Here is a 22,782-nt window from a genome sequence, read left to right as displayed (position 1 = left end):
GTATATAACGAAGCGCTAACTGAAAGTTTCGCATTTCAAAATCGCTTACTTCTCATATACTGAAAGTTCTACACTATTTGAATCGAACAAAAATACATACCACGAAAAAACTAGAAAAGTTGGTCAAAAAACTGATCTCGACCGACCGAAACGCGGATTGTGGAAAACTCGGTAAATGGAACGCAACGATTTTCTACGTCGACAGAAAAAAATGTTGGTTGCTCACGAACGGACTTACCAAATACAACGTGGTTCTGACCGATATCAAAACTTCGGAACTGAAAAATATCGAATCGATCTTCAAAGAATCGTTTTACGGACAACTAACCTAGGACGGAATAATAACGGACTTTAAAAAATTGGACGCGATTGTGGGTGTGATGGACTTTTTGCCGACCGACAACGACCGAAAAACAACTGGCTTTCAAAATCACAGGTTACAGTAACCTCAAAAATTATGGGAAAAAAATATCAAATATATCTTTCTTTCCTTTTAAGTTATTCAACCAAAGACACTATTTTCTATCCAGTTTTATATGTTTTGGATGGATCTTTTTTTTCTAAACATTTAACCAAGCAAATTGAAGATTAAGTGCTACTGGATTAATTGACGATGTAATTATTGTCGGTATTAGTGCGGGTGAAAATAGAAGAAGTTGGTTTATTAATAGAAATTATGATTATACAACATCTATTGATACATTAGATGATAGGAATGCGGAAATAGAATTTGGTTATCCAAAAGGTTCTCTTAATTCTGGAGGAGCAGAATTTTTAAAGTGTATTAAAACAGAAATTGTCCCATTCATCGATAAGCATTATAAAACTAATTCTAATAGAGGAATTTCTGGACATTCTCTTGGTGGTTTATTTTCTGCGTATTGTTTTATAAATTCTGATGGTTATTTTACGAGATTTGGGATACATAGCCCTTCTCTATGGTGGAAAAAAGAAGAATTATTAGACAAAGCGGTTTTTCAATTCACAACCAATGATACTTGGAATATTCCCAACACGAAGGTTTATATGTCTGTAGGAGAAGAAGAAGCAAGAATGGTATCTACAATGGTTAAATTTAGTACATATTTAGAAGATTCTAATTATGAAAATATAGAATTTAAATGGCAAATATTTGATGAGGAATCGCATTTGACTGTTATTTCAGCAAATTCAAATAGAACATTAACTGTCTTGTTTGGAAAAAAATAACCGAATCATTTATCATTCGAGAATAAAAACACTACTGCCAACAATGTACATGACGATCATGCCGGCTAAACGCCGCCACGCCGCCTGTGCCAACCGTTGTGCATATGAGAATTACATTGCTATCCAAATTACTTATTAATTCAATAATTGGGGCCTATCAAGATAAATCAAAATGAAATTCTGATATGTACTAGATATTAAACCTTCGTAAATCAGTGAATTAAAAAAGGACTATCCATTTACCTAATTACTTCGGTTTTAAACAATAAAATCTCTTTTCCTCTTCTTATCACCGCTCTATTTGAACCATTATAGCCTCTTCTAAGCGACCAAATCTTCATTTTATATAAACCCAAGAAAAATCCTGAAATCACAGTTTAGGTTAATTTCATATATTATGAAATAATGCATATATTAAACGTTCGTTAAAAGACCTAAGACACCAATTATGCGCAATGAGTTGACCAACCTAACGGCGAAGTTCGCCTTAATCGTTTTCTGTCTCGCTCCCTTAGGATGCTCTTTTTCGCAAACGGACTCAAGCTGGTCCAATAGTCTGAACATGAATTTTGTACGGATTGAAGCTGGCGAATTTATACAGGGCAGCCCCTTGGATGCTCCCCTGAGAGAGGAAAACGAAACGCCTCATCTCGTTCAAATCTCGCGCCGGTTCTGGATCGGCGCCACTCATGTCACCGTGGGCCAGTGGGCCGCATTCGCAAAGGAGAGTGGCTATCAAACATTGGCTGAAAAACAAGGCTGGTCCTATGGAGCCTGGAATGTGCCTGAAGACAAATGGGACAAATACGAGGGCGGGTCTTGGAAGTCTCCCGGTTTCGAACAGGGAGATAACAACCCGGTGGTTTGCGTAACCTGGCATGATGCCGTCGCTTTCTGTGAATGGCTTAGCGAAAAGGAAGAACGCACCTACCGTCTTCCTACAGAAGCGGAATGGGAGTATACTGCTCGGGGAGGAACAACTACCATATATCCATGGGGGAATGACCCGGAAGACTGTGAAGGCTGGCTCAATGGCTCGGACGAATCTACAGCAAGTAGAAATCTTTATACCCTGTTTCCCCCATTCAATTGGAATGATGGCTACATCTATACCTCTCCAGTGGCCACGTTCCGCGCTAATGCGTTTGGGCTGTACGACCCGATCGGAAATACCTTGGCGTGGTGTAGCGACTGGTATGGCGAATATCCCAAGGGACCCGTAAAGGACCCAACTGGCATTGTAGATGGCGAACAGCGAATCCTCCGTGGCGGAGGTTTCGTTTACGGACCCGACCGCAGCCGAAGCGCTTTCCGTGGTCGCAACTGGCCCGACTTTCAGAATTTCTATGTCGGATTTCGCGTGCTCCTTGAATCTGAAGGCGAGACTGTACCATAGGGCCGGGCTTTACGGAGAGTAATCGAGTATTCCGACTAAAAAAAAACGTTGCACAACAAAGATGCTATAAACAATAAGGGCTTCGGGCTTAATCGCAGGTTTGGTGTATTTTTTTGAGGTTCGCAAAATCTTTTCGATTTTGCTCTGATACTAAAAGATAAACCAAAACTAAAAGCTTTTGCTAGGTGCATGACGGAAAGGTAAGCGCATCTTCCCTCCCGCACTACTCGAGCTCAGACCGTTGTTGGCTTTATGGTACGGTAAAGGCACATAGTTTACAGAGTTAAAGGGACATAGTTTACACTTTTGAGATTTATAAATTATGACCAACCAAAAAGTATACGATATTCGAAAATCCGTATAACGAAACAATACCTCTTCTATCCGACCTTTGTCTTATAATTTTTAACACTAAAAAATAGACAAAATGAATACAAATCAATTTGGTGAAAAAGGTTGGAAACCTGATAGAATCGAAAATTTGATTGGCAAAATATATGTCATAACAGGAACTACCAGCGGAACAGGTTTTGAAGCCACAAGAATTTTACTTTCAAAGGGTGCAAAAGTTGTAGTGCTTAATAGAAACCCTAAAAAAGCAGCAGACACCATTACTTCATTGAAACAAGAATTGGGTAACGATATTGATGTCACTAACATTCAAATGGACTTATCCAAGCAAGCCTCTGTAAAAAAAGCGGCTGAAGAAGTACTGAAAACAGTCCCTAAACTTGATGCGCTCATTTGCAATGCAGCAATTGCCCAAGTACCTAAACAAACACTAACTGTTGACGGCTGGGAAAGTCAAATGGGAACGAATTACTATGGTAATTGGACTTTACAAGCTTTATTGTTCCCGCTTATTGAAAAATCTAGAGGACGAATTGTAACTGTAGGAAGTATGGGTTATGATATGGGTATTAAAACAATCAAATTTGATGACTTAAATTGGGATAAGGACTACACTCCTAATAATGCTTATAGTCAAAGTAAACTTGCACAGCTAATGTCAATGTACGAATTACAAGATAGATTGAAAGAAGCAGAGAAAACAGATGTTAAAGCCTATGCATGTCATCCGGGTTCTTCAAGAACCAACTTGATAAATACGAGTGGTAGTTTTATGATGAAACTCATCTTTAATCTGATGAAATTATCTCCATTAACACAATCAGCTGAAAAAGGTGCGTATTCGCAATTGATGTGTGCAACGGAGCCAAATCTTGACCAAAAAGGTTTTTATGGCCCAACAGGAAGAAGCAATTGGGTAGGTCCAGTTGGAGCACACAAAATAGAGCCACACGCAAAAGATAAATCGGTGGCTAAAAGACTGTGGGAGCTTTCGGAAAAAGAGACAGGAGTTAAATGGAATATTTAAATTAGTGAAATGAAACACTTTAAAACCTTATCATCCTATTTAGATTATTTGCAGTTGCCTCGCCCAGAGCATCCAATGTTGAGTGTTTTTAACTCAAAAGGCGATGGCTTCCTACCTTGCCCAAAAGAAAGTTCGCCTCCAATTACAAATGATTGTTATACCATAAGTTTTAAAAAGTTTGTAGAGGGAAAATTAAACTACGGCCGCACCCAGTATGATTTTACTAATGGTGCTTTATTTTTTATTTCACCAAGACAAGTCTTGCAATGGGATAACAGCGTAGTTTTTGAACAAAAAGGGTTTTCAATAAACTTTCACGAAGATTTTCTAAAGGGAACAGAATTAGCACAACGGATAAAAAAATATGGTTTCTTCTCTTATTCCGTAAATGAATCTTTGCACCTTTCGCCTAAAGAAGAAAGACAAATAGAGTTCATTGTAGAAAATATTGAAATTGAATATCAAAACAACCAAGACGAGTTTAGTAAGGACATCATCATTTCTCAATTGGACACATTGTTAAAGTATGCCAATCGATTCTATGAAAGACAATTTTTAAACAGAAAAGATATGTCCAACGATTTGTTAGAACAATTCAACCATCATTTGGACACATATTTCGAATCGGGAAAACTGCAAGAAAAAGGAATTCCGAGCATAGAGCAGATAGCAACCGAATTGTCAGTTTCACAGCGTTATTTAAGTGATACACTTAAAAAAGAAACAGGCAAGTCCACGACCGAACATTTACACTTGCTTTTAATCGATGAGGCAAAGAACATTCTATTACAACCTAATAAAACTGTAGCAGAGGTTGCTTATGAATTAGGGTTTGAATATCCAGCCTATTTTTCGAGACTGTTCAAAAAGAAAGAAGGTTTAAGTCCTACCGATTATAGAGAAAAATACAAACTGAATTAAACAATGGAACTATTAAAATTAGCCACGGAATGGGCAAAAGCCGAAGTCTTTTCAACACGATTCTTTATTTTTTTCGCGATTGGATTTTTAATCGCAAGTGTTGGCTTTTGGCAATTAGGAAAAACGGATTTAGCAAAGGCTTACGTCATTCCAACCTTGGTAGCAGGCTTGATGCTAATGACAATTGGGATTGGGTTATTCTCTACCAACAAATCAAGGATTACCCAATTTGAAAAAGCATTTAATTCTAACGCTACTGCCTTTTATCAATCCGAAATTGAACGTTCCGAAAGCACTTTAAAGGAATACACAGTTGTATTTAAAGTGATTCCGATTTTAATTATCATAGCTGCCTTACTAATTCTGTTTGTTAACACACCAACTTGGAGGGCAATTAGCATTACAACAATTGCAATGCTGATAGTTATCTTATTAGTTGACGGAACTGCACACTCGAGAATTGAAGTCTATCATAAAGAATTGAAGTTGGTTGAAATGAAAAAATAACTACACAAAACAATGTACATGACGATCATGCTCCTAACGCCGCACGCCGCATGTACCTACCGTTGTACGCGAGCAGCATAAAACTCGGAACAAACAAGAAATATATAAACATCAAGAAAATGAAAAAATCAATTTTCCTCCTATTAATTTTAACCTCTGTATCTGTATTTTCACAAAACTCAGATTACAAGGTATCCTCCTATCAAACGGAGGGAACAAAAGCACCAAATACTCATTATATCGGAGAAGCTTGGTTGAATGCCATTATTCACGATGATAAGGAATTGGGTTATAATATTACAAAGGCAACTTTTAAAGCAAACTCAACTTTGGACTGGCATAAACATGGAACAGCGCAAGTCTTAATAATTGTAGATGGAGAAGCCTATTATCAGGAGAGAGGAAATGAGCCTGTAATTTTGAAAGAAGGAGATATAATTAAATGTGAGAAAAATATCGAACATTGGCATTCCTCCTCAAAGCTTAGTGATGTAACATATTTGGCTTTATATGGCGGTGGGCAACCAACTACTTGGACTGAAGTGGTTACACAAGAGTATTATGATGAAGTAGCCGAAAAACTGAAAAGTAATTGATAATACATACCATTTATCTATCAAATCACTCGTATGAAAATGCCAGCGTACAACACATAGATGCTTTTACATAGATGCTATAAACAATACGAGCTTAGAGCTTAAACGAATGGTCTGGGTATATTTATGAGGTCGCCACATCTTTTGGATATAAAAAGCGAAAAATCTTTAAGAAACCTATTTAAAGATGTAGGTCATTTTGATGCTGTTGTAAACACAATTGGTGTTTGCGAATACGCCTATTTTACAGAAATGACCGAAGAACAATGGATAACTACCAATTCAAGTAAAATGATGGGACAAATAAACATTGTATGTATTGGTCAAGAATACATAGCAGACACAGGTTCGTTTACATTAATAACAGGAATTTTAAATATAAAACCAATTCCTTTCGCAATTGCTGACGCAACAACAAGTGGTGCGATTGACACATTTGTTCAATGTGTTGCTCACGAAATGCCTAGAGGTATTCGTGTAAACTCTATTAATCCGACTGTATTAGAAGAAGCTTGGGATGTATATGGAGAAATGATGCCTGGTTTTCAGCCTGTTCCAGGAAGTTTAGTAGGAAAAGCGTTTGAACGTTCAATAGATGGATTCATAACTGGTCAAGTAATTTACGTTGACGCTTAATAAAAAATACTGCCAACTACATGTATAAGCAATAGCGATCTGTGTCTTAATTCAAATCGCTATTCTTTTTAATTTTGTAAATTACTTTCCAGAAAGTAGTGTTATAAATTCGCTACTACTCATACACAAACATGTTGGCGGTCATTTAAGGAAACTTCTGCAATCATTAGAACAACTGAATAGTGAAAAGAAATAAAAACGAACCAAAAGCAAGTGAGGTAATTGACGGATATACAATTAAGTATCACGCCAATGGTGAAACAATTTGGTCAAAAGGAAAAATAATTGAAGGAAAACCAGAAGGCTATTGGGAATGGTATCGAATTGACGGAACAATCAAGCGTTCTGGACATTTTAAAAACGATGAACCAGTTGGTGAATGGACAACTTATGACAACAAAGGGAATCCATATAAAGTAACTAAACGATAGTGATAAAGCATACACATAGCAAATCTGATCCAATATTTCTAAAAACTGGCGAAGGCAGAACTTATCAATGTGGTACTATGAAAGCTGTATTTAAAGCAGATGAAAATGAAACCGATGACAAATATAGTATTTCAGAGTGGTGGCTTGAACCAAACTCAGGCGGTCCAGGTGCACATCAACACGAAGACAATGACGAAATATTCTACGGAATTGAAGGTACTACTTCTATAATGGTAGGTGATGAATGGATAGATGTTGAAAAAGGGGCATTTCTAAGGATTCCTTCAAAAACAATTCACGACTTTGCTAATCGAACGAATGAAAAGTGTGGAGTCCTCAATTTTTTCATCCCTGGTGGCTTTGAAAAAAATATGCCTTCAATCGTTAATTGGTTTGAAGAAAACAATTGAAAATCGAAATAAAGAAAAAGACTCAATTTCAGTGTGAGTATATAATAATAAGAAAAGACAATTCTACTGAGATTATTACTCTCGAAACAAAAACGTATTTGCTTCATGGCATTTGCCATTTTGTGGTAGAAATGAATTTGCAATACTCAAAAGGTTTTTGGGGTATGTTATTCCTAAGACACACTTTCAATGAACTGTTCGGCAAAGACAATCCACAGACGACTAAACTCCGATTTATAGAACAAATAATTGGACCCGTACAATCTGTTTATTGGGGACATATACCCATTGAAAATTTTGAAGAATACACCACATACCTAGATTTCAATTTGTTAGAAAATATTTTAATAATTTGTTTAGATGAAATCAATTCAATAATGGAAAACTGGCAACAATTGCCGATTGGAGGGCATCTGATGCTTGAATGGAAAATATAAATAGACAAAGGACAAAATATGCGTAAAATATCACTTTTTATTGCCACAAGTTTAGACGGCTACATTGCAAAACCAAATGACGACTTGAGTTTCTTAAAACTCGTAGAGAAAGAAGGTGAAGATTATGGTTATAAAGAATTTACAGATACAATTGACACCTTGATTATTGGTAGAAAAACCTATGATTATGTCCTTAAGGAAATTGGCTCATCATTTTACGACAATGGACAAAGGGACGTATATGTAATAACAAGAACCCAAAGACCAAGTGTTGGTAGAACAAATTTTCACACAGGTAAATTAACCGATTTGGTGGAGCAACTCAAATCCGAAAACGGAAAAAACATATATTGTGATGGTGGTGCAGAAGTAATTAATGAATTATTAAAAAATGACTTGATTGATGAATTTATCATCTCAGTCGTTCCTGTTTTGTTAGGTATTGGTACAAGGTTATTTAAAGGTGGACGACCTGAACAATTACTTGAATTTGTGGAAGCAAAAACATTTGATACTGGATTGACACAACTGCATTACAAACGGAAAAAATAAAAAACGAACCGACAATAAAGTATAAAAGTAAGGCGGGCTAAAGTGCTAAATTTAAAGAAATTTAATATAAACAAACATAATATTAAATCGAAACTGAAGGGCCTATAATCTCGCACTTGACATAGCAGAAGCCGTTAATTGAAAAACCGTCGCTCGAGTATTTTATGACTAAGAAAAAAAAGACCTTAATAATCAGAATCATTTTGTTCGGTGGAACCGCAATTTCCATGTTTTTTGTGCCATGGATTTTAGTTAAAGCTTGGATTTTACCTCTACCTGATACTATTCAAGAACAAGTAGATGAGGCAATTGGACATGGTTTTGACGGAATGATTGTTTATGTGGACCAGGCAGGAAAATCACCAGAACATTACACAGGTGGTTGGAAAGATAGAGAAAATAAAATACCAGCCGACTCAAAAGCATTGTTCAAAATTGCAAGTATTAGCAAGTTATATACCGCTGTAGCAGCTACTAAATTGGTCAAAGAGAAGCGTTTGTCTTTTGATAAAACACTCGCTGATTATCTTCCAGAACTTATAGGTAGAATTGAAAATGCTGAAGAAATTAACTTGATGATGATGATTCAGCACCGTTCTGGTATTCCAAATTTCACAGATAATCCAGCGTATTGGGAAAACGAACAGGAAAATGGCAAAAATGCATTAGATTTTGCTCTCGACCTACCAGCTAGTTTTAAACCTAATGGAGGTTATGAATATTCAAACACGAATTATTTATTGCTTCGTAGGATTATGGATGATGTTTTAGGGTATAGCCACAATCAGTATATCAAAGAGAAGATATTGATTCCACTAGAGCTGAAAAACACATTTTTTTCGAATAATGAAGTCGATTTAGATGATGTCATGAGTGGATATTATGTTGGATATGAGGAAGATTTTAAAGCTCGTGAATATGGGATGTTGGCTACAGCAAAAGATGTGGGTATATTTTTGCGAGCCTTAAACGATGGTTCGGTATTTGACGAAGGAGAAAAGGAAATCTATCCTTATGAATATAATCATGGAGGTTTGGTAGTTGGCTATCAAAGCCTTGCAGAATACCACAAAGATATAGACGCGATAGTGGTTCAATTCATGAATACGACAGATTTTAATGGTTATGAATGGAACTTATCGGAAATTACAATCAACCGAATTGTAAAAATCATTAGAAGGAAGAACTAGCCACGACAGTGTGTATAGGTAATAGCGGTTCAAGTTATAAAACGAAAGATAAAAACATTAGACAAAGATCGGTATACACCTGAAAAAGTTAATGAGTATAAAATAGCTACTACTCATACACAATACCGTCGGCAGTAATTTGGTGCCGAAAAAAAATGTTCCTCACCCTTTTGCAATTTAACGGTCGTTCCACGGTGGTCCGCAGCCCATCTCAAAAGTTCCGTCCACTTAAAAAAAATAAAAAGTTTTGGCTTGCGGCCCGCACCATTTTCAAGAAACGGTTTCGGGACTTGCGGCATTTTTTCCGAGGCGGAAGTCATTGACCAAAATCCGGTGCCGGTCTGCCGGATTCGGTCGGACGGACATTTAGCGGTTTCCCGTTTTCGGGTTTGGCAGGCCTATAATTGTGCGCATACCAAAAGCCGCGGTCGGACGGAACTTACCCAGAGGGACAATAAAAAACCTATTCTCAAATGCCACGGGGCAAAAATATGGGCTTGGACCCGCCATAGGCTCGGGCGGCGCACGCTGCGCTAACAATGGCTACAATCGATTGCTACATTTTCATTAACTTGAAACGGAAAACAAAGGACGGCCCGATTCGCGACGGCGTAAAATCCTTCGGATTTCAACACCGCTGCGGAATCGTAGCCTAGACCGTTAGCTATAATTTGAAAGTAGTCAACTATTTAGATAAAAACAATTAGAACATAATGCCCAATAGTGATAAAAGCAAAACTCCAATTTCCCAAAGAATAGTTGATATTGGCGCCAATAAGGAGTTTTCCATAACTGAGAATAGGTATCTGCGCATAACAAATATCGCTTCTATCCTTGGCATCTTGTTCATGGTGATGTGGATGATTACCGCTTTTTGCATTACAGATTCCCCAATACTTTACGGAAGCAATGGATTATTGGCATTGATGTTTTCATTCGTTCTAATATTCAATGGCAAAGGTTGGCGGGTCTTGGCTTCAACTTGGTTTACAGCTACCTCCTATATTGGAATTATTCTATTTCTTTATTTGTTGGGTTACTCGTCAGGGGTTTGGGTCATTTGTTTCATCATAATAATTACTCCATACATGACTTTCCCCAAAAGTGCGAAGAAATTAGCTATTGGTTTCAGTATGCTGGGGGTCTTGACTTTGATTTTTTCGGTTACGTTTCAATCCGAATTTAATCCTCACTATGATGTACTTGACCCGTATTTCCTGCAAATATTTAACATCAGCACAACTGGACTGATTTGCCTTACAATCGCATGGACTTTGTCTGTGCTGATTGATAGATCAGAGAAGTCATTGAGGGTTGAGCAAAAAAGATCAGATGACCTTCTGCATAATATTCTTCCTGTAAATGTGGCAAGAGATCTAAAAGAAACTGGTAAAACAGTGCCCAAAAGGCACAAAAATGTAACCATTCTGTTTACTGACTTCAAAGGTTTTACGGAGTTAGTAGCTAGCATTCCGGCAATCACTTTGGTCAATGAACTCAATGATATTTTTGGCCGATTCGATGAGATTGTCGAGGAGGCAGGAGTTGAAAAAATTGAAACAATCGGGGATGCATATATGGCTGCATGTGGCCTTGAAGAAGCGGTTAAAGATCATGCCATGAGTTGTATTAAAGCGGCACAACAGATGCTATCCTATCTGGAGGAGAGGAATAAGAAACATGAAATAAAATGGAGGATGAGAGTTGGGATACATTCAGGACCAATAGTGGCTGGCGTGGTTGGAAAGAAGAAATTCAACTATGATCTCTTTGGTGATACAGTTAATACGGCAAGTCGGATGGAATCATTAGGAAAGCCAGGCAAAATAAATATATCAGAAACAACCTACCAGCTTGTCAAAAATGATATCAGTTGCGAAACCAGGGAGAAAATTCAAGCTAAAGGAAAGGGAGAATTGGAAATGTATTTTATAAAATATAGCTAACAGTATGTATAGTGCATAGCACCCTGCGGGATGCTACGACACCGGACACAGAACGTTAGCGGTCATTCCCCAGATTCGACCGACCAAAATTTCAAGATAAAATAGAAATTTTTCTAGGGCAAATTAAATTCAGAACAAAACTCAACTTTTTTGAATAAAACATTTGCGAAACCGATTGATTGCACATATATTTGCAACCGAATGGTTTCGCTATTTGATAAAAATAGACAAATGAGAAAATTGAAATTACAAGTCCAAATGACCATAGACGGTTTTATTTCAGGACAAAATGGAGAAATGGATTGGATGGAGTTTCCTTGGACTGAAGACATTCTAAATTATGTTCGAGAAATTACTGAACCTATAGACACCATTGTTTTAGGTCGGAAATTGGCGGAAGGATTTATTGCACATTGGGCAAATGTTGCTAAAGACCCCAACAATCCAGAGTATGAAGGTGGTGTTAAGTTTGCTTCAACACAAAAAATTGTATTTACCAAAACTCTTGACAAATCAATTTGGAAAAACACTGAAATTGCTAATGGCGACTTGGTCGAAGAAATTACCAATCTAAAGAATATGCAAGGCCAAGACATTATTGCTTATGGTGGTGGTGAGTTCGTTTCCGCACTCATTAAAAACAAATTAATTGATGAGTTACATTTATTTGTAAATCCTGCCGCCATCGGTATCGGAATGCCCATTTTTAAAGAGTTGTCCAAAATGCAAAAATTTAACCTTGATGATGTACAAAAGTTTGATTGTGGCATTGTTGTAATGGTTTATAAACCTATATAATTATGCGTAGAGATGTTTTTCAAGCAATTGCAGACCCAACAAGACGAGCCATTATTATGCTTTTGGCTGTTGGTGCTTTAACACCCAATGCCATAGCCGATCATTTTGATACGAGCAGACAAGCTGTTTCAAAACATTTGCGAATACTTACGGAGTGTGAAATTCTCGTACAGGAGCAACAAGGCAGAGAAATTCATTATCACTTAAATGCAGGTAAAATGAAAGACTTAGAAAAATGGCTGGAGCAATTTAAACAGCTAATGGCTAAACGCTTTGACCAATTGGACACCGTTTTAGAACAATTAAAATCAAAAGGAAAATGAACCCAAACTTAAAATTTGACTTCATAGTCGATAAAGAAAAGAACACTGTTAATGTGGAACGCGAATTTGCAGCAAACCTTGAACTGGTTTGGGAAGCTTGGACAAATCCCGAAATTCTCGACCTATGGTGGGCACCCAAACCCTATAAGACAAGAACGAAATCAATGGATTTTCGTGAAGGTGGTATGTGGCTTTACGAAATGTACAATACCGAAGGTGAAAACCCACAAGAATGTCATTGGTGTAAAAATGATTACATCAAAATTTCACATCAAAAAATGTTTTCGGGTTTAGACGCATTCTGTGATGAAAACGGAACGGTTAACCCAGAAATGCCCCGAACCAAATGGACAAACGAGTTCAATGAAAATGGAGAGAAGACCCTTGTAACCATTACGGCCAAATACGATAGTCTTGCGGACTTAAAAAAGATTATTGAAATGGGTTTTAAAGAAGGCTTTACGATGGCTATGGAAAATCTAGACCAATACATTGAAGCACAATTTAAACTGCGCAATCAAAATAAAACCAACAATATGCCAAGAGTAACGACCTACTTAAACTTCGCAGGTAATACAGAAGAAGCTTTCAAATTTTATAAATCTGTTTTCAAAACTGAATTTATAGGTAAAGGCATTGAACGTTTTGAAGATGTGCCTGCAAGTACCGAAAATTGGCCTCCCGTTGCCGATAACGTAAAAAAAATGGTTTTGCACGTTGAATTGCCAATAGTTGGTGGGCATATATTAATGGGTACGGACGCACCAAAAGAAATGGGCTTTAAATTAACAAGTGGAAACAATATGCATATTTGCCTAGAACCCGCAACAAGAGAAGAAGCCGACCGGCTATTTATTGAACTTTCTGTAGATGGCAACATTACAATGCCAATGGCAGATATGTTTTTTGGTGCTTACTTCGGAGAATTTACAGATAAGTTTGGTATCAATTGGATGATTAATTATCAAAACAAATAACAAGAATGAAAAAAGATAAAATCATATTCTGGATAGCTACTTCCATCATTTTTGTAATGGAAGCAATAATTCCTTTGGCGACGCTTTTATTTGCACACGAATACTTTAACGCTGGAACCAAGCCCTTGGGCTATCCTGATTACTTTGCCTATGCTTTAATGGTTTGTAAAATATTGGGGGCAACTGCAATAATGTTCCCAAAACTTCCTGCTAAGCTTAGGGAATGGGCGTACGCAGGTTTAACATTCAATTTAGTTTTTGCAGCTATAAGCCATATAGCGGTAGACCAGATTATAGCCTATATCTTAATGCCCATCGTAGTAGGTATTATTCTAGGGGTTTCTTATGTCTATTCACAAAAAATCAGACTTAAAACTAAAAATCAATAATTATGTCATTCAAAACATACATCAAAAACATAGAAGATAAAACAGGTAAAACCGCTGAAGAATTTCAAAAACTAGCTGAGGAAAAAGGCTTTACCAATAATGGAGCGTTAGTAGCTAAAGCACAGAAATAACTAACTGGCTAAAAAAAGATTTTGAATTAGGTCACGGACACGCTATGGCAATGTATGCCTATATCAAAGGGAAAAGAGAATAGATATTCAGCACTATCAAAATGACCAAAATAATATCTTGTCCTAATTGTGGCAACTCACCCAAAATGGAGTTCTTAAAACAGTTTAACATAGCCTTTGCTGAAGGCAATGTTACTTTTTTAATGGAAAACGTAACAGACGATATCGTTTGGAACATTATTGGTGAGAGGAAAATCGTAGGAATAGAAGCTTTTACAGAAGAATTAGAGAAAATGCAATCTGTAAAGGTTTCTGAATTGAAATTAGATCAAATCTTATCCCACGGCAAAGAAGGTGCTGCAAACGGGGTAATGACAATGGAAAACGGAAAGCATTATGCGTTTTCAGATTTTTATGTTTTTCAAAGTGCAAAGGGTGAAAAGGTAAAAGCCATTACCTCGTATTGTATAGAGGTTTAGATTACTATGACCATATAAAGGTTTGAAAAAAATGAAATCAATAAAAATTTTATTTGCTCATAGTGGTGGCAGACAAGATGGCGCAGGGCAAGGAAGTTCTGAATTAGTAAGGTACTTAAAAAATGAATTGGGTAACGAATTTGAAATTTTTTACCCAATAATTGATGCCCCAGAAGCTCCAACTTATCAAATGTGGAAAAATATTTTCACAAAAGAGTTTAAGAAAGCGAACCAGCCTACAATCCTTATTGGGCATTCGTTGGGAGCTTCAATGCTGCTTAAATTCATTTCAGAAGAAAAGCCAAATGTTTTGATTTCAGCACTGTATTTGGTTGCCACACCATTATGGGGGAAAAACGGTTGGGATGTGGACGAATTTGTACTCAAGGATAAATTTGAAAACGAACTCAAACAAGTGAATAAGATTTTCCTCTATCACTGTAAAGACGATACAATTGTCCCATTCAAACATTTGAATTTCTATAAAAAGACCTTACCTGATGCAACCGTAAGAGTTCTAAACGGAACAGACCATGCATTTGCAAACGGACTACCTGAATTAGTTGATGACATCAAAATAAACCTTGGAGTTTAAAGGACAAAAGAAATAACAACGCTCCTATAACATTTAAAAAGACAACCATACAAAATTAATCTTAACAGCATGATAAAAGAAGAAATTGCAAAGGCATTCTCCAACGGGGAATTTGAAAGAACCTACGATTTCATAGCTAAAAATGCAGAATGGATTGTAATCGAAGAAGACAAATTCACAGGTAAACAAGCTATTATTGATAATTGTGAACAAGTTGGAAACTACTTCAAGTCTGTTACGACTGACTTAAAAACACTCAACACCATTGCAGATGGAAATAATGTTGTAATTAATGGAACAGCAGAATTTTTAAGAGAAGGAAAACGGGTTTCGTTTGTTAGCGCTTGTGATGTTTATGAGTTTAATGATGTGAATCAAATTCAGAAAATTACTTCGTATTGTATCCAGTCCAAGTAACAATTATAAGCAAGATAAATTATGGCAAAAAGTAAAGTGATGGAAATGCACAACGTTGGAATCGTTGTCGAATCTTTGGATAACGCTATTGCATTTTTCTCAGAAATTGGTTTGAAACTGGAAGGACGAATGATGCTAGAAGGAGAATGGGCAGGACGTGTGACAGGGCTAGGAAATCAATCTGCTGAAATTGCAATGATGGTTACTCCTGACGGTCATTCCCGACTTGAATTATCGCAATTCTTCACCCCTCAAATAATCGCAGATCATAGAAACAATCCAGTAAACTCACTTGGCTATCTAAGAGTAATGTTCAGGGTTGACAATCTTGACGAGCTACTGACTCGACTTGAGAAATATGGTGCTAAGGTAGTTGATGAAGTTGTACAATTTGGGGAAACATATCGACTTTGTTACATACGCGGAGTTGAAGGTCTTCTCGTTGGATTGGCAGAACAACTTGGCAATGAAAGTGCCACTGAAATTATAGAAAAAAACGACACTTTCAACGAATTGAAGAGAACAACGAACCGCTAACAATGCTAAAAATAATGCGGTAATTACTGCTTAATCAAAGGTTAGTACGCTTTTGTTACGTCCGATTTTCTTTCGGAAAATCCTCGCATACAAACCCGCAACTATTCTTATACATAAACGTTGTGCCGCATGCTAGAACTTTCTACATTATATAAAAATTGAAGATATGAGAAAATTATTTTTAACTGGAGTGATTTCAATCCTGACTTTATTTTATGCATGGTCTCAACAATTAGCCTTCCCTACTGCAGAAGGATACGGTAAATATACTGTTGGTGGACGTGGTGGAAATGTATTTGAAGTCACAAATCTTAATGATTCAGGAGAAGGAAGTCTAAGGGCCGCATTAGAAGCTAAAGGACCTAGAACAGTTGTCTTCAGAGTTTCGGGTACGATAACGGGTAATTTTAGTATCAAAAATGACAGTATAACTATTGCTGGACAAACGGCTCCTGGTGATGGAATATGTATCAAAGGAAACCTGTCTACCGATGCCGATAATATAATCATTCGGTATATTCGAGTAAGGTTTGACCCTTCCACAGGTGAAAATGACGGAATAGGAGGAAGGTATCATAAGAATATTATTTTCGATCATATATCTGCTAGTTGGAGTACCGATGAAACGATGACACTTTACCATAACGAGAATACAACGGTTCAATGGTGTATTATTGCACAAGCGTGCCCCAAAGGCAGTTCCGATGATCATCGTTTTGGGGGAATATGGGGAAATAAATACGGTTCTTGGCATCATAACCTTTTTGCACATAATGCTAGTCGAAACCCACGTTGGGCTTCTGGCAGTGGGTTTAATGATTACAGAAACAATGTAATTTATAATTGGGAATATGCAAGTAGTTATGGAGGTGAGGCACATCAGAAAGGGGATAGGCGCAACCCACCAATTGAACATTCTACGATTAACATAATTGCCAATTATTATAAGCCAGGACCCGCAACCGATTCAAAAGTGAGGAGCTGTATTGTTGATCCCTCATCAAGGGATGAAGATGCTGACGCGGGAAAATGGTGGGTTTCTGAAAATATTGTTGATGGATACCCTAAAGTCACTGACAATAATTTGTTGGGGGTGACAAAAACAAGTGCGGCGTATAAACTCAACCAACCATGGCCTGCAATGGAAATTAATCAACAAACAGCTGAAGAAGCTTATAAAGCTGTATTAAAATACGCGGGTTGTTCTTTACCTACACGAGATGAAGTAGATGCAGATATTATCGATGATGTTCTTCATGGAACAGCAAAATATGGCAATAAAGGTATTATTGATATTCCAAGCGATGTTGGTGGCTGGCCCGAACTAAAAAGCTCCCCCGCCCCCATTGACACAGACCATGACGGAATGCCTGATTACTGGGAGATTAAAAACAAGTTGGACAAACAAAACCCTGATGACCGCAATGTAGTAGCTTCGGATGGATATACTATGTTAGAAAAATATTTAAACAATATAAATTAAAAGCACGACGGCACAACAGTGGCTATAAGTAATTGCTTGTTCTCGCCTACTTTGAAAATTCCTGCGGAATTTCCAACTTGGCGTGTATTGGCGAAGTTAAGTGCTAAACCACGCAACTACTCGAGCCGAGACAATATGCGGCAGCTTAAAGACGACACAACCAATGACTAAAAAGAAAACAGAATGAGAAAACTTATAATGTGGAACGTAATGACACTTGACGGATATTTTGAAGGAAATAAAAATTGGGATTTATCATTTCATAATGTCATTTGGGGACAAGAGCTTGAAAAGCTAAGTATTGAACAACTGCAATCTGCAGACTACCTCGTATTCGGACGCGTGACTTGGGAAGGTATGGCAGCATTTTGGACAAAGGCAGAATGTGATGCAGCTGAACAAGAAGTTGCGAAATTGATGAACAGCATACCAAAAATTGTTTTTTCTAAAACCTTAAAAACTGCTGACTGGAACAACACGACAATTATCAAAGATAATGCTACGGCTGAAATTCAGAAATTAAAAGAACTAAGCGGAAAAGACATTTATGTTTTCGGTAGCGCAAACCTTTCAGAAACATTTATTGATGACAATCTATTTGACGAATATCGTATTGCTATTGCACCAGTTATCTTAGGTAGTGGACGACCACTTTTCAGACAAGGCATTAATTCTAACAACTTAACTCTCGTTTCGACACAACAACTTTTGACGGGTGGAGTGGTGTTGAAATATTCAAAAAAACAAAATTGACAATTTCTAAAATGACACGAACCAATAACGAAGGACAAGAAAGCCAACCGCATAACAGCACCTACCCAAAAGGCGGGGTTTAGTGTTCCAAGGACAGCTTTGTGGTTACTCAAACATTAGTTTTTCAAATCAAGTTTTGTAGTGAAAGCCCCGCCCTTCGGGTAGCTGCAAACCGTCAGTCTGCGCAAAAACCTGCCCTTTCTAAATAACTTTGTTGATTATCTCTAAAGCTTCGAGGGCCATAACATTCTGATATCGGTTATCTTAATGGTATGGATTTTATAACAGGTTTTAACAGGGACCAAATGGTAATGATGGATTTCGAATCGGAAGTGGGACCCGATTCGTGGGCGCGGATAGTGGATATGTTTGTGGATATACTACCGCTAAGCACTTGGAGATATGTACCAAAAACGGGATCACTCCCTTCTCCTCGCCAAAGGAACATTCATCGCAGCACAACGGCCTTTACCCAATGGTCGATTTCAGGTACGATAAAATAAAGGATACCTACACATGTCCGGCCGATCAAGTACTGACTACCAATGGGACGGTATACAACAAGGCGGGGCACAAAGTAAAACATTATAAAAACCGACGGGCCTGCAAGGTATGCCCGGTAAGGAACCTATGTACCGTAAATAAAAACGGACGGTTCATAGAGCGCTCCATTTATCAGGAGGCCCTGGAGGAAAACCAAAAAAGGGTCGATGAAAACCCGGAATATTATAGGCTGAGGCAACAGATCAACGAGCACCAGTTCGGGACGATCAAAAGACAATGGGGCTTCACCTACACCCTGATGAAAGGAAAACAAAATGTGCTCGCCGAGGTCGACCTGATAATGATATGTTACAATCTGAGAAGGCTTATGGCCATTCTCGGCCCAAGGGCGCTGAAAAACAGGCTAAAAGGGCTTGGACTTGGACTATCCCGCCTATTCGGGGCCATTTCCGCCAATTTGTACCGCTTTCTTTTCCCACACAACTTATTTTACGGCCAAAAAACCATCCATAAAACCATCATCACATCGCTTTAGATCAAAATTGATCCCTTATTTTTATACGAAATGGAGTTACTGCGCAGACTCCCGTTGGCAAACATTGTTAAAGATCAAATGAAAAATTTAAAACTATTTTTTTTCTTATCCCTTACCTTTTTTATTCATAGTTGTTCTGATAGAAAAGTATCTAGCGGACTGACTCAATTTAAGAATGTTAGCTCCATATCCGACTTTGCTTCTGAATTATGGATAGAAGGAAACACTTTCAAAGGCTCATTTTCTGATGATTATAACACGTTCTATTTCTTTAGAAAAGTTGCACCTGAAATAGAGGAATACATTCCATATAAATCAAATTTTATTAATGGAAAGTGGGAAGCACCTAAAATCATGGGCTTTTACGATAAAAAGAATTCTTATTCTTACCAATTGAATATACCAAATAATAATAAACTTATTTTTATTTCAAATAAGAGAACTAAAAAGGACACAACTCAGAATCCAAATTACAATTTTTGGGAAATTGAATTAACCGATAATAAAAATACTAACCCAAAAGAATTAGGTTACGAAAATCTAATTTACAGCTACAACTCGCAACCTTGCATAACAAATAATGGAACTATATTTTTCACTTCGGACTTACCAGATTGGAGTAAGACTCTTTCATACAAAATGGAATGTAAAGGTGATAAGTATTTAGAGCCTGAATTGTTCGAACCAGTAAATCATTGGAGAAAAATCAAAGACTGGACAGTTTATGAATTTTGTATGTCGCCAGACGAAGACTATATCATTGCTTGTATTGGCAGTAAAAATGGAAGTGTAAATTCAATTGATTTGTACATCTCTTACCTTGAGGGTGAAAAGTGGACAATTCCAAAAAGGCTGAACGATAAAATAAACTCAAACAAAACTGAAAACTTTCCAACAATAACGAATGATGGAAAGTATTTAATGTTTACTAGAGAATTTTCAGAATTCAAGATTATTCCGACCAAACTATTTGTAGAAAAAAAATAATTATTCAATAGAGCAAATGAAGGAGAATCGCCTGACAAATAAACGATTGATCAACTTTACAAAGAACCCAGAATTTTGACATCTAATGGTTAGAATATTTGAAATAAAAGTAATTGCGATCATTTTGGTATTTACTAGCCTAATTTCTTTATTAAATTTTAAGGGCAAAATTTTAACTTTGAACTATTTTAATGACGGCCTAAAGATTTTGTACCTTGGAAATATGGGTGTTTTGATAGAAAGCGAGAGTCAAACTATTCTTATAGATGGATTTCACAAAAAATATAAGCCAGCTTATAACCACCCTTCTGAAGAAACGGTTGAATCTCTAATCCATGGTAAATTCCCAGAGTTTACCAAACTTGAATTAAGTTTAGTTACTCATAAACACAAGGATCATTTCAATCCTGAATTAACATTACATTTTTTAAAAGAAAATGTACAATCATTAACAATTGGTCCAGCTCAAGTAAAAGAAGAGTTGGAAAAAACCGAAAACAGCACAGAAAAAATTTTGGAACAAGTCAAAGTCGTAGGCTTGGATAATCAAATAAATACAATTAAACATCAGGAAATACTTATAAAATCGATAAGATGTGATCACACCTATCAAACAAAACATAAGAACATTCAGAATGTTGCTCATTTAATCCATGTAAACGGATACAAAATACTTCATATTGGAGATACTGAATGGGACTTATCAAAAGTTGCATTTAATAAACTAAACTTAGTAGAATCTAATATTGATGTTGCTATATTGCCTTTTTGGATGTTGATTGATGAAAAAGCAAAATATAATGTGAAAGAGTATATCAACCCCGAGGTTGTGATAGCAAGCCATATTAATCCCAACGATTCCAACCAAATTGTTAAGGAGATACACAAAAACTTCCCGAAAGCAGTTAGTTTAGTAGAATTAAATAAAGTTGTTTTAAATATTAAAAAATAAAGTATAAATATTAACTTAGGAAGTGTTACTAGCATTAAATATATGAAAAAACGTTTGCAACAATGATAACCTCAATTACGGTGGACTCGACTACGTCCGAATCCACTCGGAATTGCTAACGTTGTAAGCTCCCCTTAAAACCGAACTGTTTAAAAGTAGAATAATAATCTTAATTTTAAACGGTATTATGTTGTAATCTCCAAATCTTACCCCAAAACTTTGCGCATGGATCCTGTGGAATTTCTTCCGCGTTCCGGTAGATAAGCGAAAAGAAGAAATTCCATAGGGCGCACCCTACTTTTGGTTTGGAACGCTGTCTTTTTCCTTTATCCATTTTTGGTAGGAATTATAGTGCTCGGGATACTGGTCGAAATACCCTCTCAAACTCGATATAACCTTTTGCTCCCCTTTGGAATAGGCCTTTTCTTGAATATGGTCTATTTGGGAAACTTGAAAAACCAGATAACCGATGATGACCAATGAGAGGAGCCAAATGGAATACTGGAGCAATAGCTGTGCTTTTGGGATCAGGCTTGCTTTTGAAATCTGCTTTTCCAAATTGTTAAAGGACTCGTGAAGTTGTGAGCTCTTGGCCTTTTCAGTTTTTAGGTGCTCTTTGAGCATGTATTCGATTTCCGAGGTATCCGGCCGTATTTTGATATTGTCCGTATTTTGGGTCAGTTTCTCCAGCCTTTCCAAAGACTTGTTGAACCCGTCCAGCTCATCGGTGAGCAATTCCATCACTTCGTCCAGTTTTTTATATCCCATAGCTTTTTGTATTAGTATCCGATTCCTCTATCGATGGCCCTTTTGATGGTTTTTTTCAGCATATTTTTCGCCATGCCCGAAGCCAGATTGGCACTCATTTCCAAAGTTTTGCCCAGTACCTGGACCGATTTTCCTACCCCCAATGTTTTTCCCATGCCCTTGTGCCGTGAAAGCTGCCCCATTATTTTTCCCCCGGACATGGAACGGTGCACTTCGCTTGCCTTGAAGTTATATCCTTGGTATTTAAACCGGAATCCCTGTAATCGGTTCGCCCTGTTGATACTTGGGATAACTTCTACGTTCCTTTCTTTCATTGCCCTGATATAACCATCGAGCGTTTGTGGCCTTTCGTTTTCCATTACCCTATGGTGTATATCCTTTATTTCATGGCGTATCTGTATGGAATCCAGTTCCTTTTCCAGCTGTACCTCTTTGACCGTGGTCAGCCCCATGTCCTTGGCCACCTTTTCGGCGGCCCATTGGCTGCGTTTCCCTATAAAACTGTCATTGTAGGCCTTGCCATCAAAATCGATGCGGTTGACGTA

31 protein-coding genes and 1 pseudogene are annotated in these 22,782 nt (G+C 37.2%); 30 read left to right on the top strand and 2 right to left on the bottom strand.

The genetic code is table 11. The features are described 5' to 3' along the window. Positions 1 to 77: 77 nt before the first annotated feature. From BLS33_RS24055 to BLS33_RS23910, 30 genes are all read left to right on the top strand, one after another. Positions 78 to 332, top strand: a complete 255-nt coding sequence (locus BLS33_RS24055; protein WP_089895808.1) for a DUF6933 domain-containing protein — start codon at positions 78 to 80, stop codon at positions 330 to 332. A gap of 274 nt (positions 333 to 606) precedes the next feature. After that, the gene (locus tag BLS33_RS24050) at positions 607 to 1,209 is read left to right on the top strand and encodes an alpha/beta hydrolase (RefSeq protein WP_089895806.1); all 603 of its coding nucleotides are present in this window, start codon (positions 607 to 609) and stop codon (positions 1,207 to 1,209) included. Between the two features lie 448 nt (positions 1,210 to 1,657). Beyond that, the gene (locus BLS33_RS24045; RefSeq protein ID WP_089895804.1) at positions 1,658 to 2,605 is read left to right on the top strand and encodes a formylglycine-generating enzyme family protein; all 948 of its coding nucleotides are present in this window, start codon (positions 1,658 to 1,660) and stop codon (positions 2,603 to 2,605) included. A gap of 427 nt (positions 2,606 to 3,032) precedes the next feature. Beyond that, the gene (locus tag BLS33_RS24040) at positions 3,033 to 3,983 is read left to right on the top strand and encodes an SDR family oxidoreductase (RefSeq protein ID WP_089895802.1); all 951 of its coding nucleotides are present in this window, start codon (positions 3,033 to 3,035) and stop codon (positions 3,981 to 3,983) included. Between the two features lie 9 nt (positions 3,984 to 3,992). Then, on the top strand, positions 3,993 to 4,904 hold the full coding sequence (locus BLS33_RS24035) for a helix-turn-helix domain-containing protein (RefSeq protein WP_089895800.1): 912 nt from the start codon (positions 3,993 to 3,995) through the stop codon (positions 4,902 to 4,904). A 3-nt stretch (positions 4,905 to 4,907) separates the two neighbouring features. Next, complete coding sequence (locus BLS33_RS24030; RefSeq protein WP_089895798.1) at positions 4,908 to 5,411, top strand: hypothetical protein; 504 nt, start codon at positions 4,908 to 4,910, stop codon at positions 5,409 to 5,411. A 119-nt stretch (positions 5,412 to 5,530) separates the two neighbouring features. Next, the gene (locus BLS33_RS24025; protein ID WP_089895796.1) at positions 5,531 to 6,007 is read left to right on the top strand and encodes a cupin domain-containing protein; all 477 of its coding nucleotides are present in this window, start codon (positions 5,531 to 5,533) and stop codon (positions 6,005 to 6,007) included. 144 nt (positions 6,008 to 6,151) lie between these two features. Next, positions 6,152 to 6,643 carry a short chain dehydrogenase gene (locus BLS33_RS24020; protein ID WP_245731655.1) on the top strand — a complete coding sequence of 164 codons (492 nt, stop codon included), beginning with the start codon at positions 6,152 to 6,154 and terminating at the stop codon, positions 6,641 to 6,643. A gap of 182 nt (positions 6,644 to 6,825) precedes the next feature. After that, the gene (locus BLS33_RS24015) at positions 6,826 to 7,074 is read left to right on the top strand and encodes a toxin-antitoxin system YwqK family antitoxin (RefSeq protein WP_218129644.1); all 249 of its coding nucleotides are present in this window, start codon (positions 6,826 to 6,828) and stop codon (positions 7,072 to 7,074) included. A 77-nt stretch (positions 7,075 to 7,151) separates the two neighbouring features. Beyond that, positions 7,152 to 7,484 (top strand): cupin domain-containing protein, encoded by a 333-nt coding sequence (locus BLS33_RS24010; protein WP_089895791.1) that lies wholly within the window; start codon positions 7,152 to 7,154, stop codon positions 7,482 to 7,484. Positions 7,485 to 7,648: 164 nt separating this feature from the next. Beyond that, the gene (locus BLS33_RS24715) at positions 7,649 to 7,921 is read left to right on the top strand and encodes a hypothetical protein (protein WP_143017685.1); all 273 of its coding nucleotides are present in this window, start codon (positions 7,649 to 7,651) and stop codon (positions 7,919 to 7,921) included. 18 nt (positions 7,922 to 7,939) lie between these two features. Then, the gene (locus BLS33_RS24000; protein ID WP_089895787.1) at positions 7,940 to 8,473 is read left to right on the top strand and encodes a dihydrofolate reductase family protein; all 534 of its coding nucleotides are present in this window, start codon (positions 7,940 to 7,942) and stop codon (positions 8,471 to 8,473) included. Positions 8,474 to 8,637: 164 nt separating this feature from the next. Next, complete coding sequence (locus BLS33_RS23995; RefSeq protein ID WP_089895785.1) at positions 8,638 to 9,663, top strand: serine hydrolase domain-containing protein; 1,026 nt, start codon at positions 8,638 to 8,640, stop codon at positions 9,661 to 9,663. 713 nt (positions 9,664 to 10,376) lie between these two features. Next, on the top strand, positions 10,377 to 11,609 hold the full coding sequence (locus tag BLS33_RS23985; RefSeq protein ID WP_089895782.1) for an adenylate/guanylate cyclase domain-containing protein: 1,233 nt from the start codon (positions 10,377 to 10,379) through the stop codon (positions 11,607 to 11,609). A gap of 150 nt (positions 11,610 to 11,759) precedes the next feature. Further along, a complete protein-coding gene (locus BLS33_RS23980) occupies positions 11,760 to 12,407 on the top strand; it encodes a dihydrofolate reductase family protein (RefSeq protein ID WP_218129643.1) in 648 nt (215 codons plus the stop codon). Between the two features lie 2 nt (positions 12,408 to 12,409). Next, complete coding sequence (locus tag BLS33_RS23975) at positions 12,410 to 12,730, top strand: ArsR/SmtB family transcription factor (RefSeq protein ID WP_089895780.1); 321 nt, start codon at positions 12,410 to 12,412, stop codon at positions 12,728 to 12,730. Then, positions 12,727 to 13,707, top strand: coding sequence for an SRPBCC domain-containing protein (locus tag BLS33_RS23970; protein WP_089895778.1), 981 nt, complete (start codon positions 12,727 to 12,729; stop codon positions 13,705 to 13,707). The genes BLS33_RS23975 and BLS33_RS23970 overlap by 4 nt, the downstream gene beginning before the upstream one ends. A gap of 5 nt (positions 13,708 to 13,712) precedes the next feature. Further along, positions 13,713 to 14,096 carry a DoxX family protein gene (locus tag BLS33_RS23965; protein ID WP_089895776.1) on the top strand — a complete coding sequence of 128 codons (384 nt, stop codon included), beginning with the start codon at positions 13,713 to 13,715 and terminating at the stop codon, positions 14,094 to 14,096. Between the two features lie 2 nt (positions 14,097 to 14,098). Continuing rightward, entirely contained in the window at positions 14,099 to 14,227 is a 129-nt protein-coding gene (locus BLS33_RS25255; protein ID WP_245731652.1) for a DUF4287 domain-containing protein, read from the top strand. Further along, positions 14,224 to 14,310, top strand: coding sequence for a DUF4287 domain-containing protein (locus tag BLS33_RS25385; RefSeq protein WP_317039881.1), 87 nt, complete (start codon positions 14,224 to 14,226; stop codon positions 14,308 to 14,310). The genes BLS33_RS25255 and BLS33_RS25385 overlap by 4 nt, the downstream gene beginning before the upstream one ends. An 18-nt stretch (positions 14,311 to 14,328) precedes the next feature. Then, positions 14,329 to 14,706 carry a nuclear transport factor 2 family protein gene (locus BLS33_RS23955; protein ID WP_089895774.1) on the top strand — a complete coding sequence of 126 codons (378 nt, stop codon included), beginning with the start codon at positions 14,329 to 14,331 and terminating at the stop codon, positions 14,704 to 14,706. 31 nt (positions 14,707 to 14,737) lie between these two features. Further along, the gene (locus tag BLS33_RS23950; protein ID WP_089895772.1) at positions 14,738 to 15,301 is read left to right on the top strand and encodes an alpha/beta hydrolase; all 564 of its coding nucleotides are present in this window, start codon (positions 14,738 to 14,740) and stop codon (positions 15,299 to 15,301) included. A 69-nt stretch (positions 15,302 to 15,370) separates the two neighbouring features. Continuing rightward, complete coding sequence (locus BLS33_RS23945; RefSeq protein WP_089895770.1) at positions 15,371 to 15,718, top strand: nuclear transport factor 2 family protein; 348 nt, start codon at positions 15,371 to 15,373, stop codon at positions 15,716 to 15,718. A 39-nt stretch (positions 15,719 to 15,757) separates the two neighbouring features. Continuing rightward, positions 15,758 to 16,255 (top strand): VOC family protein, encoded by a 498-nt coding sequence (locus tag BLS33_RS23940; RefSeq protein ID WP_218129642.1) that lies wholly within the window; start codon positions 15,758 to 15,760, stop codon positions 16,253 to 16,255. Positions 16,256 to 16,421: 166 nt separating this feature from the next. Beyond that, complete coding sequence (locus BLS33_RS23935; RefSeq protein WP_089895766.1) at positions 16,422 to 17,738, top strand: pectate lyase family protein; 1,317 nt, start codon at positions 16,422 to 16,424, stop codon at positions 17,736 to 17,738. A gap of 183 nt (positions 17,739 to 17,921) precedes the next feature. Further along, the gene (locus BLS33_RS23930; protein WP_089895764.1) at positions 17,922 to 18,491 is read left to right on the top strand and encodes a dihydrofolate reductase family protein; all 570 of its coding nucleotides are present in this window, start codon (positions 17,922 to 17,924) and stop codon (positions 18,489 to 18,491) included. A gap of 272 nt (positions 18,492 to 18,763) precedes the next feature. Next, on the top strand, positions 18,764 to 18,994 hold the full coding sequence (locus tag BLS33_RS24710; protein ID WP_143017684.1) for a hypothetical protein: 231 nt from the start codon (positions 18,764 to 18,766) through the stop codon (positions 18,992 to 18,994). After that, positions 18,967 to 19,530, top strand: coding sequence for a transposase (locus tag BLS33_RS23920; protein ID WP_089895762.1), 564 nt, complete (start codon positions 18,967 to 18,969; stop codon positions 19,528 to 19,530). Before BLS33_RS24710 ends, BLS33_RS23920 begins: the two co-directional genes overlap by 28 nt. Positions 19,531 to 19,608: 78 nt before the next feature. Next, positions 19,609 to 20,517 (top strand): hypothetical protein, encoded by a 909-nt coding sequence (locus BLS33_RS23915; protein ID WP_143017683.1) that lies wholly within the window; start codon positions 19,609 to 19,611, stop codon positions 20,515 to 20,517. 85 nt (positions 20,518 to 20,602) lie between these two features. After that, the gene (locus BLS33_RS23910) at positions 20,603 to 21,469 is read left to right on the top strand and encodes an MBL fold metallo-hydrolase (RefSeq protein WP_089895758.1); all 867 of its coding nucleotides are present in this window, start codon (positions 20,603 to 20,605) and stop codon (positions 21,467 to 21,469) included. 294 nt (positions 21,470 to 21,763) lie between these two features. Here BLS33_RS23910 and BLS33_RS23905 read toward each other — a convergent pair whose 3' ends face one another. Together BLS33_RS23905 and BLS33_RS25010 are read right to left on the bottom strand one after the other, a co-directional pair. After that, positions 21,764 to 22,237: a DUF6730 family protein gene (locus tag BLS33_RS23905; RefSeq protein WP_089895756.1), complete on the bottom strand. Its 474-nt coding sequence runs from the start codon at positions 22,235 to 22,237 to the stop codon at positions 21,764 to 21,766. 11 nt (positions 22,238 to 22,248) lie between these two features. Continuing rightward, positions 22,249 to 22,782, bottom strand: a pseudogene (locus BLS33_RS25010) (relaxase/mobilization nuclease domain-containing protein); the annotation flags it as partial.

Origin of the sequence: Kriegella aquimaris (assembly GCF_900103215.1) — a bacterium.
GTDB classification, from domain to species: Bacteria; Bacteroidota; Bacteroidia; order Flavobacteriales; family Flavobacteriaceae; genus Kriegella; species Kriegella aquimaris.
This window is presented reverse-complemented; position numbering and strand designations above follow the sequence as displayed.